Raw genomic sequence first — 16,129 nt, 5'->3', positions numbered from 1 at the left:
TGTCCTACCTGTCGGGACAGGGGTCTTCAGCGCCCCGGTGGATTGAAGCTGACCATCTGCCAGCTGTCCTGGCCGAGACGACATGGCAAAGCGCCGCGTACTCGCGGTAAAGTAGTGACCGCTCATGCCCCAACCCCCGCCTCGACCCGCATCGCGAATGGGCGGACCTCCAAGCCCCGGGTCGACCAATGCATCGCCTGACGCGCGCGCGAAGGAGTCCGAGAAGCAGCAGGGGACGTACTTCCTGGGCCGTTACCGCGTGGTCGACGAGATCGGGGTGGGCGGAATGGCGAGCGTTCACCTGGCTCGCATGGATGGCCCGGGCGGCTTTCAAAAGTGGGTCGCGATCAAGCGGATCCACCCTCACCTGGTCGAGGACGATCAGTTCGTCGACATGTTCCTGGATGAGGCGCGCATCGCGGCTGGCATCAACCACGCCAATGTCGCGCAGGTGTTCGACCTCGGGAAGGACGACAACACCTACTGGATCGCCATGGAATACCTCCACGGCGAGCCGCTCCGGGAGGTGATGCGCCGCGCGGAGGAGCGCCGGCTGCGCATCTCGCCCGAGCTCGCTGCGCGCATCTGCTCCGACGCCGCCGAGGGGCTTCACGCCGCTCACGAGCTGCGCGGAAAGAACGGCCAGCTGCTCGGCCTGGTGCACCGCGACGTCACGCCGCACAACCTGTTCCTCACCTACGACGGCTACACAAAGGTCGTGGATTTCGGCATCGCGAAGGTGGCTGACCGGCTGTCGTCCACCCGCGCGGGAACGCTGAAAGGCAAGTTGGCCTACATGTCGCCCGAGCAGGTGCGCGGCAACGAGGTCGATCGCACGACCGATGTTTTCGCGCTCGGGGTCGTCCTCTGGGAGCTCACGACGAACCAGCGCCTCTTCCGGATGGATACGGATCTCGACACGCTCGAGAAGGTGCAGGCGTGCGTCGTCCCGCCGCCGTCCACGATCGTGCCCGACTATCCGATCGAGCTGGAGAGCGTCGTCATGAAGGCGCTCGCCAAGCACAAGCAGGAGCGCTTCCAGACCGCGCGCGAATTCTCGCGAGCCCTGCAGAATTTCCTGATGAGGAGCGGGGTCTTCGTTGGCTCCGAAGAGGTCGCGCAGTTCGTGCAGCAGGTGTTCGTCGATCGCATCCAGAAGCGCGAGGCCCACCTCGCGTGGGCCGCCGAGGTGACGTCCACCATCAACGTCGAGCAGGTGCGCGCGCGCGGCTCGACGACGGCCACGGACAGCGTCGGGCTCCGCAGCCGCGGCCGGGAGCCCGAGCCGCAGCAGCGCCTCACGCCGCCGCAGATCTTCCGGCAGAACGCCGCGCCGGCGAGCGGGATCGCGCCGGTCGGGCGCACGTCGTCGAGGGACGCGGACGACCGGCAGATGGTGGCCGCGTCGCTGATGGACGACGATGAGGATGTCCCGACGACGGTCGCGACGCGCGAGCAAGCCGAGCCGGTGCGATCCTTTCCTCACGGCGAGCGCCCGATGGTGCGCCCGGCCGCCGGCTCGGTGCCCGAGCCCGTCCCAGCGTCGCCTCCTCCCCAGGCCGGCGCCCGGTCCGGCATTCCGACGGTGCGTCCTGGCATGCCGACGGCGCGTCCCGGCTATTCGCCCGCCTACCCGAGCCCTCCGCGCGTGCCCGGCGGCCGGGACCCCGCTCCGCCGCCGCTCTCGTCGGGTCCGTACCCTCCGCACGACTTCGACGCGGGCGAGCTCGCGCCCCTCAAGGGGGGCCTCCTGGACAGCGATCTGGGCAACCCGCTCGCGTCCACGCTCGCGCTCCCGTCGCAGGATCCGCCCCCGGTCCTCCAGGGCACGAGCGAGCCTGCGCGCCACGCGCGGGTGACCAGGACCCCTGCGGTCGCCACGCCGCTGCACGCGCACGCTGCCGTCCCGTACGCGCTGCCGTTCAATGGCCAGGGGCATACCGCGGCTCCTGCGCCCCCTGTCAGCTCGGCGGTGCCGGCGCCGGCGTCGATGACCGTGGGGCAGGCCCAGCTGTTCGCGTCGACGGCGCCGGTGCAGCCTCCACAGTCGCAGATCGAGACCGCGCTCTCCCTGCCGCGCCCGGATCCGGCGGCCATCTGGGCAGCCACGCAGGACGCGGCGTCCAAGGGGAACGGCAGGAACACGCTCGTGCTCATCGCCGTCATCACCCTCACCGTGCTGTGCGTCCTCGGTATCGGCGCGCTGATCTACATGAAGACCAGCGCCGCGCAGCCCTCGCCCGCCAAGGGCGTCGACGCCGTCCCTGCGCCGCCCGCCTCGACGGGCGCGACGACGACGGACCAGTCGAGCTCCTGGGTGCGTGAGGGGTCCGCGGGCGCCTTTCGCGCGCGCGGCCTCGCGCTCCGTGAAGGAGCGCCCGTCGTCCACGCCGACCGGATCCGCCTGCAGCGCCTTACGATGAAGGGATGAAGTCAGTCCACCGCCGCTCGAACGGCGCCAGGGCGCGGCACCGCCCAGGCGAGCGAGCCCAGCTGCGTGTCGAGGCGCTGGCAACCGGCGGCGCGGGCGTCGGCCGGCTCGCGGGCGAGGTCGTCTTCGTCCCTGCGACGGCGCCTGGCGACCTCGTCGAGGTCGAGCTCGACCGGAGCGCACGCCCGGCGAGGGGCACGCTCCTCCGTGTCGTCGAGCCGAGCGCCGACCGCGTCGCTCCGCCGTGCCGCTTCGCGGACGCCTGCGGCGGCTGCGACTGGATGCACGTCCGGATCGAGGCGCAGCAGGCCGCGCACGAGCAGATCGTCCGGCAAGCCATCGCGCGCGCGACGTCGCTCGCCGAGGCCGATCTGCCGCCGATCCGCGTCCATCCAGCCCCCTCGCCGCTCGGTTACCGGTCGCGGGCGAGGCTGTTCGCGCGCGCGGAGCGCGGCGAGGTGCGCGTCGGTTATCGCGCGCCGAGGACGCACGCCGTCGTGGCGATCGATCGCTGCGTGGTGCTTGTCGACGCGATCGCGCCGCTCGCCGGCGAGCTGCCCGGCGTCCTCCGCGGGGCCGAGGGGGAGGGCGATGTCCTGATCTCGCTCGGCGCTTCGAGCCGCCCGGTGGTCGAGATCCTGTGGCGCGGCCAGCTGCCGCCGGCCGCGTGGCAGCGGCTCGACGAGCGCACGGCGCGCGGGGAGTGGGCCGGCGCCCGCGTCACGCTCGACGGCGCGCGCGAGGCCGCGTCGTTCGGCGATCCGCGGCCCGCGATCCTGGGGGCGGACGGCCTGCCGCTGCTCCTCGCGCCGGGCGGCTTCGGGCAGCCGTCCGAGGAGGGGGCGGCCGTCCTCGCCCGCCGTGCCGCCGAGCTCGCTCACCTCGACTCCACCCGGCCGCCGCACGTCCTCGAGCTGTTCGCCGGGAGCGGCACGCTCTCCGTGCTGCTCGCGCGCGGCGCGCCGCGACCCTCTCCGGCCGCCGATCCCCCCGTGGCCGCGTCCTCCGGCCCCTCGGGGCTCGCTTCGTTCACGGCCGTGGAGCTCTCGTCCGGAGCGGTCGCATGCCTGCGGCAGAACCTCGCGGCGCGCGGGCTCGCTGGCAAGGCGATCGAGGCGGACGCCGATCAGCACCCGATCCCGGCGCGCACCGACGTCGTGGTGCTGGATCCGCCGCGCAGCGGGGCTCCCGGCGCGGCGCGCGCGATCGCGGCCTCGAGCGCGCGCGTCGTCGTCTACGTCTCCTGCGACCCGGCCACCCTGGCGCGCGATCTCGGCGGCATCCTCCGCGGCGGCTTCGAGATCACGGACATCGAGGCGGTCGAGCTCTTCCCTCAGACGAGCCATATCGAGTCGATCGTCCGCCTCTCCCGCGCCCGCAGGTCCGCTCGCTGATCGGCGCGGGCGTGCCGGCCGGCGCGCCACGCCCTGCTCCGCGCCGAGCTCGGTCGGAGGGCCGCGAAGCGCCGTCCCCCGGCGGCTTGCGCTAGGCTGCCAGGGATGATTCACCGCCTCGATGATCGCCTCCGCGAGGAGGCGCGGCGCTATCGTCTCGTGTTCGCCTGCCCCGATTGCGCCTCGTTCGATCCGGTGGTCCCCGACCCCGATAAGGCGGGCGCCTTGCCCCCGGGCCGCGAGCCGCGCTGCTCGCTCGGCTATCCGGTCACGCCGCACCTGAGCCCCTCGCTCGACGATCGCGACGAGATCATTTTCTGCAAGGCGTTCGAGCTCCGATGAGCCCTCCTGCTGGACCTCCTCCGCCTCCCAGGCGGGGCCGCTCGCACCCTCCGTCGCTGATCCGCCTCGCCGAGCGGCTGATCCGGGACGAGCGGCTGCTCGCGCGCGGCGACGTCGTGCTCTGCGCCTGCTCCGGAGGCCCCGACTCGACCGCGCTGCTGCACGTCCTTTCGCTGCTCCGGCGGCGGATCGGCCACGAGGTCGTCGCGCACGGCGTCGATCACGGCCTCCGCGCCGCGGCCGCGGCCGAGCTCGCGATCGCCCGCGACCTCTCCGAGCGGCTCGCGGTCCCTTACGCCGAGACCCGCGTGAACGTGGCGCCCGGCGCGAACCTCCAGGCCAGGGCGCGCGCCGCCCGGTTCGCCGCGCTGGCAGCCGCCGCCGCGGCGCACGGCGCCCGCGCGATCGCGACCGGCCACACCGCGGACGACCGGGCCGAGACGGTGCTCCTGCGCCTGTTGCGGGGGGCGGGGCCGCGGGGGCTGGCCGTCCTGCCGCCGCGCGCCCCGCTCTCGCCCGACGTCGCCGGCGAGGGCGGCGCGGGGCCGGGCTCGGCGGCCGGCGTCGAGCTCATCCGCCCGTTGCTCCTGGCGCGCCGCGCCGATGTCCTGGCCCACCTGGGCCGGCATCGGCTGCCGTTCGCCGAAGATCCCAGCAACACGGACCCCCGCTTCACCCGCGTTCGTGTCCGGCGCGAGCTCCTCCCGCTCCTCGAGGACCTGTCGCCGGCGATCGTCGAGCACCTCTGCGCGCTCTCGGACATGCTCGTCGCCGGGCGAGATCGGCCCTCTGGCGGCGATCCAGCCGTCCTCGACGGCAGCGAGCCGCTGTCGATTCCGCTCGGTCGGGCGCAGCGATTCGCGATCGAGCGGGCTCGCAAGCTGGGGCGGCCGCTGCGCGTCCGGGTCCGCGGCGGCGAAGAGATCGCCGTGGGCTTTCCAGAGGAGTCCAGCGTGCTTATCGAGGACGGGTCTGCGCGTCGCGGGACCTGACCGCATGCACCCCACCCGCGGCCCCTGTCGAGTTCCCTTTTTCGCTGTGTCGCCGCGGAGACCCGCGGTCGACGACCGAGCTGACGGGTGGCATGCTGACTGGAACACGCGTACAATTTCAGTACACGCCGGCTCGCCGCGCGAGCTTAGAGGGTCCTCGTGAAGCAATCGCACAAGACGCTGCTGCTCTGGGTTCTGCTGATCATGATGTTCTTGGCGATCTGGCAGTTCTTGAGCCCGGATTCCCGGCCTGCCACACAAGTCGCGTTCAGCGAGTTCATGGGCCTGGTCCAGGTCGAGGCCAAGGACAAGGATCCGCACGTCGAGTCGGTCACGATCAAGGACCGCGAGTACACGTTCTGGGTCAAGGACCCGAAGAGCGGGACGAAGACGAAGAAGGTCACGATCGGGCCTGACAACGCCGACGAGATCACGAAGACGATCGTCGACAACAAGGTCGCCGTCTTCTTCGAGAAGGAAGAGACGTCGCCGTTCTGGCCGGGGGCGATCATGTACCTCCTGCCGACGGTCTTCCTGCTCGTGATGTTCTATCTGTTCATGCGCCAGCTCCAGGCCGGCGGCGGCAAGGCGATGAGCTTCGGCAAGTCGCGCGCCCGGCTGCTCAGCGAGGCGCAGAACAAGGTGACGTTCGCCGACGTCGCGGGCATCGACGAGGCGAAGGACGAGCTCGAGGAGATCATCGCGTTCCTCAAGGACCCGAAGAAGTTCCAGAAGCTCGGCGGCCGCATCCCGAAGGGCGTCCTCATGATGGGCCCCCCCGGGACGGGCAAGACGCTCCTCGCGCGTGCGATCGCCGGTGAGGCGGGCGTGCCGTTCTTCTCGATCTCCGGCTCGGATTTCGTCGAGATGTTCGTCGGCGTCGGCGCGAGCCGGGTGCGCGACCTGTTCGAGCAGGGCAAGAAGCACGCGCCGTGCATCATCTTCATCGATGAGATCGACGCGGTCGGCCGCCACCGCGGCGCGGGCCTCGGCGGCGGTCACGACGAGCGCGAGCAGACGCTGAACCAGCTGCTCGTCGAGATGGACGGCTTCGAGTCGAACGAGGGCGTGATCATCGTCGCCGCGACGAACCGCCCCGACGTCCTCGACCCGGCGATCCTGCGGCCTGGCCGCTTCGATCGGCGCATCGTCGTGAACCGCCCCGACGTGCGCGGCCGCGAGGGCATCCTCCGGGTCCACACGAAGAAGGTCCCGCTCGGTCCGGACGTCGACATGGAGATCCTGGCGCGGGGCACGCCCGGCTTCGTCGGTGCCGACATCGAGAACCTGGTCAACGAGGCGGCCCTCCTGGCGGCGCGTCAGGACAAGGATGTCGTCACGATGGTCGACTTCGAGATGGCCAAGGACAAGGTGCTGATGGGCGCCGAGCGCCGCAGCATGGTCATCAGCGACGAGGAGAAGCGGACCACGGCCTACCACGAGGCCGGGCACGCGCTTGTCGCGAAGCTCCTGGAGAAGCTCTCGGATCCGGTCCACAAGGTGACGATCATCCCGCGCGGCCCGGCGCTCGGCCTCACGCAGCAGCTGCCGAAGGAGGACCGGCTCAGCATGTCGCGCGACTTCGCCAAGGCGCGGCTGTCGGTGCTGATGGGCGGCCGCGTGGCGGAGGAGATCGTGTTCGGTCAGTTCACGACGGGCGCGGGCAACGACATCAAGCAGGCGTCGGGCCTCGCGCGGCGCATGGTGACCGAGTTCGGCATGAGCGACGTGATCGGGCCGATCTCGTACGGAGCGGACGAGGAGAGCGTGTTCCTCGGGCGCGATTTCACGAGCCGGCGCCGCGACTACTCGGAGACGATCGCCAACCAGATCGACGACGAGGTGCGGCGGTTCATCCTCGACGCCCACGCCGAGGCGCGGCAGCTCCTCACGGACAACCGCGAGATCCTCGAGCGGCTCGCCACGGCGCTCCTCGAGCGCGAGACGCTGGACGCCGAGGAGGTCGACGCCATCGTCGGGGGCCGCGAGCTGCCGCAGCGCCAGCGCGTCGTGATCCCGAGCTACAGCGATCGCGATCGCGCCGCCAAGGAGAAGCGCCGCGCGGCCAGCATCTTCGGCACCCCGAAGCCCGCCCCGAGCACCTGATCCCGAAGCGCGCGGGGGTGGCGCCCGACACCTCGGGTGAGCCCCCGCGTACCTGGGTCGCCGCGCGAGACGGCGCGGCGGTCCGAGCCTCCTCGACTCCCTGTCCCGACAGAAAAGCGACGCGCGTGGCCGACGCGCGCCCGGATCGCCTCAGGGGGCGCTCAGCGTTGCCTGCAGGAAGGCCCACTGCTGCAGATCCGCCGGGCGGCCGTCGTCGTGCGCGCGGTTCGCCTTCGTGAAGATCGCCTGGGCGCCGTCGCCGAAGATGAACAAGCCGTAGCCGAGCGCGAGGCGCAGCGGCTCCCACGGCTGGTAGGCGAGCGAGAGGTCGATCTCGTGGCCCAGCGTCCGGCTCTCGTTGTCGCTGGCGGCGCCGACAGGGAGGAGGCGAGCTGTCACCCACCTGCCCTTGGGAGAGGCGAGGCCGACGAACGTGTATCCGGCGGAGACCGTCAGCGGGTCGAAGGGCGTGGCGCGGACGCCTCCGCCTGCCTCGATCACGTTGGACCACGCGTAGAGCCCCATGGGACCGTGGTTGTTCTGCGCGTCGGGCAGGATCGGATCGAAGCGGCGCTGCGCCTCGCCCACATCGAGCGCGCCCTCGTCGCCCGTGGCGTAAGCGCCGCGGGCGCTGAAGGTGAGGTGGGCGGGGAGCGCCGTCTCGAGCTCTGCCCGGGCCGCGGCCGCGAACGCGCCGAGAGAGCGATCGGCCGCGAACGTCGCGACACGGCCGAGCTCGTACGCCCCCTCGAGCGCGTAGCGAAAGCCCCGGCGGTCGCCGGAGACGCGCGCGTCGAGGACGACGGTGTCGCCGGGCGTGAGCCAGCTAGGGCGCGGCTCCCGGGCGACGCGCGCGAGCGCCGTGGCCTCGAGGTGGAGCAGAGGAGCGACCCGCCAGATCGCGTTCAGGCCGTAGAGCTGGGATCCTGTCCCGGCGGCGATGGGCTTGCGCGCCCCTGCCACCTCGGGCGGAGCGCCGCCTGGCGCCGCGAGGAGCACCGCCATCGCCTCGATGTCGACGTTGCCGAGCTGCACCCCTGCGCGCAGCCCATCGAGCGATCGGCCGGTGAGCGTCTCGTCGTCCGCCCCGACAAGGCGGCCATCCCCCCACGCGATCCGCTGCCGGCCCAGCCGGACGAAGGCGCGGCGCCCCGAGCGCGTGCGCAGGTCGATGTACGCCTCGTAGGGCGCTGTGTTCGGGAGGGCTGGCTCGCCCGCCCCGACGAAGATCGCCTCGTCGTTCCCCCAGAGCCGCGTGTCCTGCAGCGTGAGGACGCCCGTGACGGGGCCGCGCTCGACGGCCAGCCCGAGGCGCGCGCGCTGGGCGAAGAACCACTGCGTCTTGACGACGCTGCCGGTGTCGAGGAGCGGCGGCAGCGTGCCTCCGAAGCCCTCGGCGAGCACCGCGTTCGAGCTGTAGATGTCACCGCCCGTGTCGACCGGATACCGGCGGAGCTCTCCGCGCAGCCGCAGCTCCACCGAGGGGCGGAACGTGAACCCGCCGACGGCCACGCCCTCCGACTGCGGAGGCGCCTGGGCCGCCGCCCGCCGGGGCGTGAGCGCGAGCGCGAAGAGCGCCGATCCCAGAGCGATGGAGGCGAACGGCAGGGATCGGATCATCAGCGAGGGGGCCGGAGCGCGGGGTCGTCGGACGGCAGGTGCGCGGCCTGGAACGCGGCGGTCGGGCGGGCCACGCTCCTGGATCGCTCGCGGAGGATAGGCGTCCCGATGCGCGTCGGACAAGTGGGGAAGCGGCTCCGCTCCTCCTCGACAGCGCCGGCGTCCTGCGGGGACAGCCGCCGCGCCCCGCGCCGCGTGGCATGCGCCCTGTCGATGACGTCAGGGATCGAAATCGTCCTCGCCGCGCGAAGGCGGCGGCTTCGGCGGCTTCGGGGCGGCCCCTGCGCCGCTCCCGCGCCGCGGCGGCGCCTTCGCGCCTGCGGCCGGCTGCCTCGGCGGCGGTCGGCTCGCCGCGCCCCGCCGCGCCGGAGCGTCGCCCGAATCGACGGCGAGCACCAGATCGAGCGCGAGCTTCGACGCCCTGCCGGCGTGTCGATCCGCGACCGCGCCCGCCTCCGCGATCACGCGCTCGGCCGCCTCGAGCTCGTGCTTCACCTCGCGACGCTGCGGATCGTCCGCGAGCGCCTCCGCCCACGCGGCCGCCAGCGACGCCCGCTTCTTCTCCAGCTCGGCGGCGCGAGCCGACAGCTCACCGAGGTGCTTCGACGTCGCGAGGGAGCTCTTCAAGGACGCCTCGAACGCCGCGATGGCGTCCCTGTCCGCCGCCTCCAGCGAGCGCCCGCCGCGGGCGCTCACGATCCGCGCTTCTGGAACGAGCTCGACCTGGAGCAGCACGCCCGCCGCGCGGAGCTCGGCGGCGCGCGCGCGCGCCGCTTCGAGCGCCGCCTTGCCGTCCGACTTCGCATCGAGCCTCAGGGCGCGCGAGAGCTCGGCCGTCGCCTCATCGGCGCGCTCCTCGGCCTTCAGCGACTCCTCGCGGAGCGCCCGGGTGGCCTCGAAGAACTCGTCGTAGGGCTGCTTGCCCGTGTGCAGGGCCCGGCCCTGATCGAGCTGCGAGGCCTGCGCCGCGCACGCGGTGAGCAGGGGGGCGTGCGGCGCGACCAGCAGCAGCGCGAGCGTCGCCGCGCGGAGCCGGCTCGCGCGGTCCAGCGTCCTCGTCATCCACATTGGAGGATGACCCCCCAGAGCTCGTAGCTCGCGGCAGGCTTCGAGAGGAACACCACGCCCACGTAACCGGAGCGCGACGACACGCCGAGCACGCCTTGCCCGAAGTTCCCGGCCGGCGGCGAGAGCGCGATCGGATCCCCGATCGGGGAGAAGTCGGCGGCCAGGGTCTGCGCGCGCATGGCGCGGCTCCCCGGAGGGCCTTCGGTCCACACGAGGAGCCAGCGTCCATCGCCGAGCCCCGCGATATCCGGCGCGAACGCGTCCCCCCCGGGACCGCCGGAAGGGAGCGGGATCACCTGGGTCGACGTGGGGATGGTGCCCGGAGCGGCCTGCCCGGCGCGGATCTCCCATCGCCCGTCCGCCGGCCGATCGGCGAAGACGACGGCGAGCGCGCGCTCGTTCCATCCGAGCGACGGCTTGCCGATCGAGCCTCCGGAGCCGGTCACGCGGGTGAGCTCGCCGATGGGCTTGCGCTCGGCGTCGAGCCAGCCCGCCCACACGGCCTTCTCGCGGCGGAACGCGACGGCGTAGCCGCGGGAGCCGGCCGCGAGCGCGCGCGGCGCCTCGAGCGGCTCGTCGCCTTGCACCGGCCAGAGCGTGGAGGGGGCGGCGCCGGGATCGTCCGCCGCCACCAGAGCGCTGCCCGCAAGACCCACGACGAACGACCTCGGGCCCGGGACGCTGACCGGAGAGCGGATGGTCTGCTGCGCTGCTGTGAGGACGGTGAAGCGGTCCTCGACCGGCGAGATGCTCACGATGTCGGCGGCCTCTCGGTTCGAGAACCGCTCGCTCCGCTCCCCGGTCGCGGGATCGATCTCGAGGCCGACGGCTTCCATCGGGCTCTTCGCGTACCCCACCACGAGCTTGCCGCCCTTCGTCGCCGTGACCTCGAAGGGGATGCTCTTCGCGACCATCGGCGCCCATGGCTGGGGCTGACGCGCCACCCAGCAGGGCTTCGGCGGGACGGGGATCGCCGAGCGCGCGACGTCCTGCGCGGCGCCGAGCGCGGTGCGCGCCGTCCCGACCGGCGACCGAGCCGCCGTCGTGACGGAGTGGCGGCCCGCGAAGAAGGAGACGACGCTCATGAGCACCGCCGCCCCGCAGAGGCCGATCAGCGACGAGAGCGGCACGGCCACCGGTGTCGAGAGCCCCTTGCCGTCGCCCCGTCGCGCCGCGAGCGCTGGCGGGCCGTTGCCCGAGCCGCGATCCGAGCGCTGGCCCGCGTCGGCAGCCGGCGAGCTGCGCTGCGGGCTCGGCAGGCCCGGCAGCATGCCCGGCCACGAGCGCATCGCCGGGTGCCCCTGCGACTGCGACTGCGACGCGCTCGCGCCGACGCCGACCGACGGGATCGTCGCGTACTCGCGGCGCCCCATCGGCGCTTCGGCGGCCAGGGGGGAGCGCTTCGTCTCGCTGGGCACGGGCGGGGTGGGGAGCTCCGGGGTCTCGCGGTGCAGCACCGCGGTGGAGGGCTCCGGGGCGTCGTTGCGAGCGCGGCTCGTCGAGGGATCGCGGCCGTCGTCGGCCGGCGTGCCCTCGGCGCTGCGGGGCAGGGGACCGTCGGCGGACGTCGCTGGGCTCGCAGGGCGCGGCGCAGGCGGCGCCATCGCCGTCGTGGCGGCGCTCGCGACAGACGCAGCGTCGGCCGGCGGGGCCGGTGCCGCCAGGGGCAACGTCGGTGTTGCCGCTGCCACCGGGGACGACGGGGAGGGGGGCGCTGCCACCGGGGGCGTGGCGCGGGGAGCGTCCGCAGGAGGGCGCGGCGGCGGCGCCGGGAGCGCTCCGAGACGGACGAGGGCCTTTGCGCCGGCCGCCGCGTGATCCGGCGCGTCAGGCGCCCGCGGACCTGCAGGTCGCTTCGCGGCGACCGCGGGGAACCGGACCGGAACCGGAGGTGGCGGCACGGAGCGCTTCCCCGTGGGCGCAGGGCGCTTCGTGACGCGGCCGGGGCTCGACGGCGCCGGCGGCGTCGCCGAGAGGGGCTTGCCGGCGCCCTGATCTGCGCCGCCCGTCGCGCTTCCGCGCACGTCGTTCTGCGGTGCAGCGCCCGCCGGCGCCTGGTCGCGATCGAGGGGGAGAGGCGGCGGCCGGGGCGGCCTCGCCTCCGCGCGCGACGTCGTCCCGCCCGCGGCCCTCGGCGCAGCGCCCGGCCTGCTGGGCGCCGCCGCGCCCGGCGCGCGCCTCGGCGGCGCTGGCTCGTCGCCCTCGGTTGTCGCGCCGCCACCGCCCGCGGCGCTGCCTGCGTCTCCGGCAGCGCGCTGGCCTGCCGCGGTCTCCTCGTGTTCCTCCGCCCCCGAGGGGAGCTTCGGCGCACGAGGGATCTCGGTCGATCCCTGGTCGCCCGGCGAAGGACCATCGTAGCGGGGCAGCTGCGTGATCGCGCGGGCGACCCCCGCGTCGAACGTTCCGCCCGCTGTTGGCACCACGATCGGCGCGTTCGGTCCGCTGGCCGGCGCGTCTGCCGGCGCCTCGACCCCCGTGAGCGTCCGCATGGGCTCGCGCTTGCGCGGTGGCGGGGGAGGCGGCTGCGGTCGCGTGGTCGATCGGCTCGCGTTCTGTGCCGCGGGCTTCCGCCCGTTGACGGGCCTGTCCGCGGGCGCCAGGCCGGTTTGCTGGCCGCTGCGGGCGGGCGCCGGACCCAGATCCTCGATGAGCTCGATCTCCAGCGCTGCGGCTTCTTCGTGAGCGGCCTCTTCGGCGCTGGCGGCCGGACCCTCGGGCACGGCCGCGCGCGGCTCAGGCCTGCGCCGGAGCTGGGCGGCGTCGGCGAGCTCCGGCAGCTTGGATGCGGGCGCCCAGGCTTCCATGCCCTTGCGCCAGACCAGCGTGGAGCCTGGGATGATCCCGGCAGCCAGCGCGCTGCGCAGCTCGGCGGTGCTCAGGCTCCGCTGGACGCCGCGCTCATCCGTCCATCTCCACGCGTTCAACGTGGGCCCCTCCGCTTGCTGGGAAAGCGCCGGAATTTCAGGACGTGAACCACGACGATCGCGATCGTACCGCGCGCCGTTTGCAAAGAGATCTTCTTTCGTGCGCCCACGCAACCGCACGTCCACTCACGACGAAGATCGCGCTGGTAGCCCATGAGCCCTTCCCGCGCCCTCGTCGCTGCAGTCCGCTCCCTGATGGCCGCCGCTGCGCGCACGCTCAGCCCGCCGGCCTGCGCGGGCTGTGACGCCCCGATCGCGGATGCCGCGGTGTTCTGCGCCGATTGCGCGCGGACATTCGTGCCTTACGCAGAGGGGGCGCCGCGAGGGGAGGCGGGCACGCGCGCTGCGGCGGGGGCGTCTCTCGTCGCGTTCGCTCCGTTCGGAGGGGCCGTCGCGGAGGGAATCCGGCGCTTCAAGTACGGAGATCGCCCGGATCTCGCGCGCCCGCTCGGCCGGTTGCTGCTCTGCGCGGCGCGCGATGCGGGTGTGTGTGTTGACGTCGTGGTCCCGGTGCCGCTGCACCCGCGCCGCCTCGCCGAGCGCGGGTACAATCAGGCGGCCTTGCTGGCTGCGCACGTCGCTGACGGACTCGCGGTCTCGCTGGCCCCGCGGGCCCTCTGCCGTGTCCGTTCCACTGCGCAGCAGGCGCAGCTGTCGCGCGACCGCCGCCTGCAGAACGTGGCAGGTGCGTTTCGTGTGCGCGCGCCGGAGCGCGTCCAGCGGCGGAGGGTCGCGCTCATCGACGACGTGGCCACCACGGGTGCCACGCTCGCGGCGTGTCGAGATGCGCTCCTCGGCGCGGGCTCAGCTTCGGTGACCTACCTCGTCCTCGCGACCGCCGAGAGCGGCGCGGACGAGCTCAGAAGCTCACCTCCGTGAGCGCACCGCACTTGATGACGACGGTCCTGCCCTCGGTGAGCCATCGCGTGCCGTCGCGTGTCGGCTCGCCGAGCCGAACGAAGAAGCGTCCGCAGCGCACCTCGACGGGTCGATCGCTGGGCCCGACCGGCACGCCCGTCACGTAGACGGTCGCATTCCGGGAGAAGCTGGGCTTGAGCAGGCCGTAGCCTTTTCGCGGCGTCGGCAGGGTGGTCGCTGCAGCGTCGACGGATGTCGGCTGTCGAAGGGTTGCCGCCTCGGGGCTTGGCTGTGCTGGAGGTGCAGCTGCTTCGGGGCTCGGCTGTGCTGGAGGGGCCGCTGCCTCGGGGCTCGGCTGTGCTGGAGGTGCAGCTGCTTCGGGGCTCGGCTGTGCTGGAGGTGCCACCGCTTCAGCACGTGGCGGCGGGGGTGCTGTCGGCATCGGCTGCGCCGCCGCCTCGGCCGCGCTCGCCGGGGGCGCGGCCGCCGGCTGCACGGGAGCGGCCGTTTGCTTTGGCGTCACGGCGGTGACGCTCACAGGACTGCCGGTGGTCGTGATCGCCGGTCGAGACGCTCGGCTGCGTGCCGCCCGTCCTGGGAGACTCGTCTCGACGGTGTAGATCCCCAGCGCAAACAGGAGGGTTGCAGTCGCGAGCGCTACTCCGGCGGCGCCGAGCGGCGAGAGCGGTTTCGACCGCGGGGCCTCGGCCGAACCAGGTTGAGGCGAGAGCGACCCGGGTTGGGGCGAGGTCGGCTGGGGACCCTCGTCCGATCCAGGGTGGGGTACGCCCGGCTTCAACCGAGGGCTCTCGTCCGGCGAGAGCGGCTTCGATGGGAGGCCCGCATCCGACCCAGGTTGAGGCACCTCCGACGGGGGGCCCGCATCCAACCCAGGTTGAGGCACCGTCGACCCCGGTTGGGGTACGTCCACGCCCGCCGACCCCGGTTGGGGTACGTCCACGCCCGTCGACCCAGGTTGAGGTACGTCCGACCCAGGTTGAGACGTTTCCGTGTCCGTTGAGAACATCGGTCGGCACTCTAGCGGGATCGCCGCCGAACCAGATTGCCCCCGGTCGGCGACCCACCCGCCGGAAGCGCAGGAACTTCGCCGTCGAAGCCGGCCTGGAAGGCAAGCACGGACGCTGATTGTGTGCTGGAATACATTCGTGTACGTCGTCGCACATCCACTGACGTGGATTCGTGGGAGGTTGCCGCGCGGTCGTCGTGTCCTGGCCGCCGGAGTGCTCGACACCCTCGGGCTCCTGGATCGCTTCCTCTGGCTGCGCGCGAAGCTTCGGCTGCCCGTGCTCTCCGTGTTCACCTACCACCGCATCGCGGACGTCTCGGAGGTGGACGAGCTCGATCCCGGGGTCGCCGAGGTGAGCGCGCGCGAGTTCGAGGAGCAGCTCGCGGTCATCAAGACGCACGGCACCGTGGTGTCGCTGCGGGACGTGCGGCTCCTCGCCAAGGGCCGGAAGCTCCCGCCGAACCCCGTCATGGTGGCGTTCGACGACGGCTACCGTGACAACCACGACGTCGCGTTGCCCCTCCTCGAGCGAGCAGGGGTCACGGCCACGTTCTTCATCGCCACCGAGTACCCCGACAGGGGGCGCCTCTACTGGTGGGATCGCGTCGCGCTCCTCATGCACCGGTGCCGGCGGGCGCGTGTCGAGATCGCCTACCCAGCGACGCTCGTGCTCGAGCCGCTGCGCGATCCCATCGCCGCGGCGACGCTCGTCTGCCAGACCATCAAGCGCACCTCCGGGGTCGACATCGGGCGCCTCTGGGACGAGATCGAGCGCGCCACGGGGGTGTCGATCGACCTGGGCGAGGAGCGCGCGCTCGCGGCCAGGACGATCATGGACTGGAACCACATCGCGGCGCTCCGGCGGGCCGGCATGGACGTGCAGTCGCACTCGCACAGCCATCGTGTCCTCCAGACGCTCTCGCCCGAGGAGGCCACGCGCGATCTCGCGCGCTCCCGCCGCGTGCTCTCCGACGCCCTGAACGAGGCCGTGCACGCGGTCGCGTACCCCGTCGGATACAGCCTGTGCGGCGCCTTCCATCGCGCCGTGAAGGAGGCAGGCTTCGAGATCGGCTTCACCAACAACTCCGGCCTTTGCATGCTCTCGTCCTTCGACCCCCTGAATTTCCCGCGCATCGCGATGGACCGCGGGCAGATCGGCGCCCTCTTCAAGCTCAAGCTGCTCATCGGGCAGCGGCCTGGCCCTCGGCCGAGCCGCTGATCGAGCAGAGACGGCGCGCCGCTCCGCCGCCGCGCAGCCCGAGCGCCTCCGCTCGCTCGACGCCGCGTCGGCCGGCGCGCGTGTGGCCTGGGCTGTGCACGTGCCCTTCGCTGGGCCGGTTCTGCACGCGCGTGGCCTCGATGGGGCC

Annotated in this window: 11 protein-coding genes; 7 read left to right on the top strand and 4 right to left on the bottom strand. The window is 73.0% G+C overall.

Annotated features, from left to right (window positions below; all coding sequences use genetic code 11):
* The first annotated feature begins 157 nt into the window (after window positions 1–157).
* The 5 genes from WME90_RS38200 to ftsH all read left to right on the top strand — a co-directional run bounded on the left by WME90_RS38200 (window position 158) and on the right by ftsH (window position 7,265).
* On the top strand, window positions 158–2,431 hold the full coding sequence (locus tag WME90_RS38200; RefSeq protein ID WP_437277004.1) for a protein kinase domain-containing protein: 2,274 nt from the start codon (window positions 158–160) through the stop codon (window positions 2,429–2,431).
* The gene (locus WME90_RS38195; RefSeq protein ID WP_437277003.1) at window positions 2,428–3,825 is read left to right on the top strand and encodes a class I SAM-dependent RNA methyltransferase; all 1,398 of its coding nucleotides are present in this window, start codon (window positions 2,428–2,430) and stop codon (window positions 3,823–3,825) included. The genes WME90_RS38200 and WME90_RS38195 overlap by 4 nt, the downstream gene beginning before the upstream one ends.
* A 105-nt stretch (window positions 3,826–3,930) precedes the next feature.
* A complete protein-coding gene (locus WME90_RS38190; RefSeq protein ID WP_437277002.1) occupies window positions 3,931–4,167 on the top strand; it encodes a hypothetical protein in 237 nt (78 codons plus the stop codon).
* Window positions 4,164–5,159 carry a tRNA lysidine(34) synthetase TilS gene (gene tilS / locus WME90_RS38185; RefSeq protein ID WP_437277001.1) on the top strand — a complete coding sequence of 332 codons (996 nt, stop codon included), beginning with the start codon at window positions 4,164–4,166 and terminating at the stop codon, window positions 5,157–5,159. Before WME90_RS38190 ends, tilS begins: the two co-directional genes overlap by 4 nt.
* A 159-nt stretch (window positions 5,160–5,318) precedes the next feature.
* On the top strand, window positions 5,319–7,265 hold the full coding sequence (gene ftsH, locus WME90_RS38180) for an ATP-dependent zinc metalloprotease FtsH (RefSeq protein ID WP_437277000.1): 1,947 nt from the start codon (window positions 5,319–5,321) through the stop codon (window positions 7,263–7,265).
* Window positions 7,266–7,415: 150 nt separating this feature from the next.
* Here ftsH and WME90_RS38175 read toward each other — a convergent pair whose 3' ends face one another.
* The 3 genes from WME90_RS38175 to WME90_RS38165 all read right to left on the bottom strand — a co-directional run bounded on the left by WME90_RS38175 (window position 7,416) and on the right by WME90_RS38165 (window position 12,877).
* Window positions 7,416–8,885 (bottom strand): alginate export family protein, encoded by a 1,470-nt coding sequence (locus tag WME90_RS38175; RefSeq protein ID WP_437276999.1) that lies wholly within the window; start codon window positions 8,883–8,885, stop codon window positions 7,416–7,418.
* A 219-nt stretch (window positions 8,886–9,104) separates the two neighbouring features.
* Window positions 9,105–9,947, bottom strand: a complete 843-nt coding sequence (locus tag WME90_RS38170) for a hypothetical protein (protein ID WP_437276998.1) — start codon at window positions 9,945–9,947, stop codon at window positions 9,105–9,107.
* Window positions 9,944–12,877 (bottom strand): GYF domain-containing protein, encoded by a 2,934-nt coding sequence (locus WME90_RS38165; protein WP_437276997.1) that lies wholly within the window; start codon window positions 12,875–12,877, stop codon window positions 9,944–9,946. The genes WME90_RS38170 and WME90_RS38165 overlap by 4 nt, the downstream gene beginning before the upstream one ends.
* A gap of 153 nt (window positions 12,878–13,030) precedes the next feature.
* On the opposite strand from WME90_RS38165, the gene WME90_RS38160 reads away from it, so the two are divergent.
* Window positions 13,031–13,756: a ComF family protein gene (locus WME90_RS38160; RefSeq protein ID WP_437276996.1), complete on the top strand. Its 726-nt coding sequence runs from the start codon at window positions 13,031–13,033 to the stop codon at window positions 13,754–13,756.
* On the opposite strand, the gene WME90_RS38155 is transcribed toward WME90_RS38160, so the two are convergent.
* On the bottom strand, window positions 13,737–13,889 hold the full coding sequence (locus WME90_RS38155; RefSeq protein ID WP_437276995.1) for a hypothetical protein: 153 nt from the start codon (window positions 13,887–13,889) through the stop codon (window positions 13,737–13,739). The two genes, WME90_RS38160 and WME90_RS38155, sit on opposite strands and share 20 nt — an antisense overlap.
* Before the next feature lie 1,087 nt (window positions 13,890–14,976).
* On the opposite strand from WME90_RS38155, the gene WME90_RS38150 reads away from it, so the two are divergent.
* Window positions 14,977–15,981: a polysaccharide deacetylase family protein gene (locus WME90_RS38150; RefSeq protein ID WP_437276994.1), complete on the top strand. Its 1,005-nt coding sequence runs from the start codon at window positions 14,977–14,979 to the stop codon at window positions 15,979–15,981.
* Window positions 15,982–16,129: the final 148 nt, after the last annotated feature.

It is taken from the genome of Sorangium sp. So ce375, from assembly GCF_051473855.1.
GTDB lineage: Bacteria > Myxococcota_A > Polyangia > Polyangiales > Polyangiaceae > Sorangium.
Note: the sequence above shows the minus strand (reverse complement) of the source record. Positions and strands in the feature narration are given on the sequence as shown.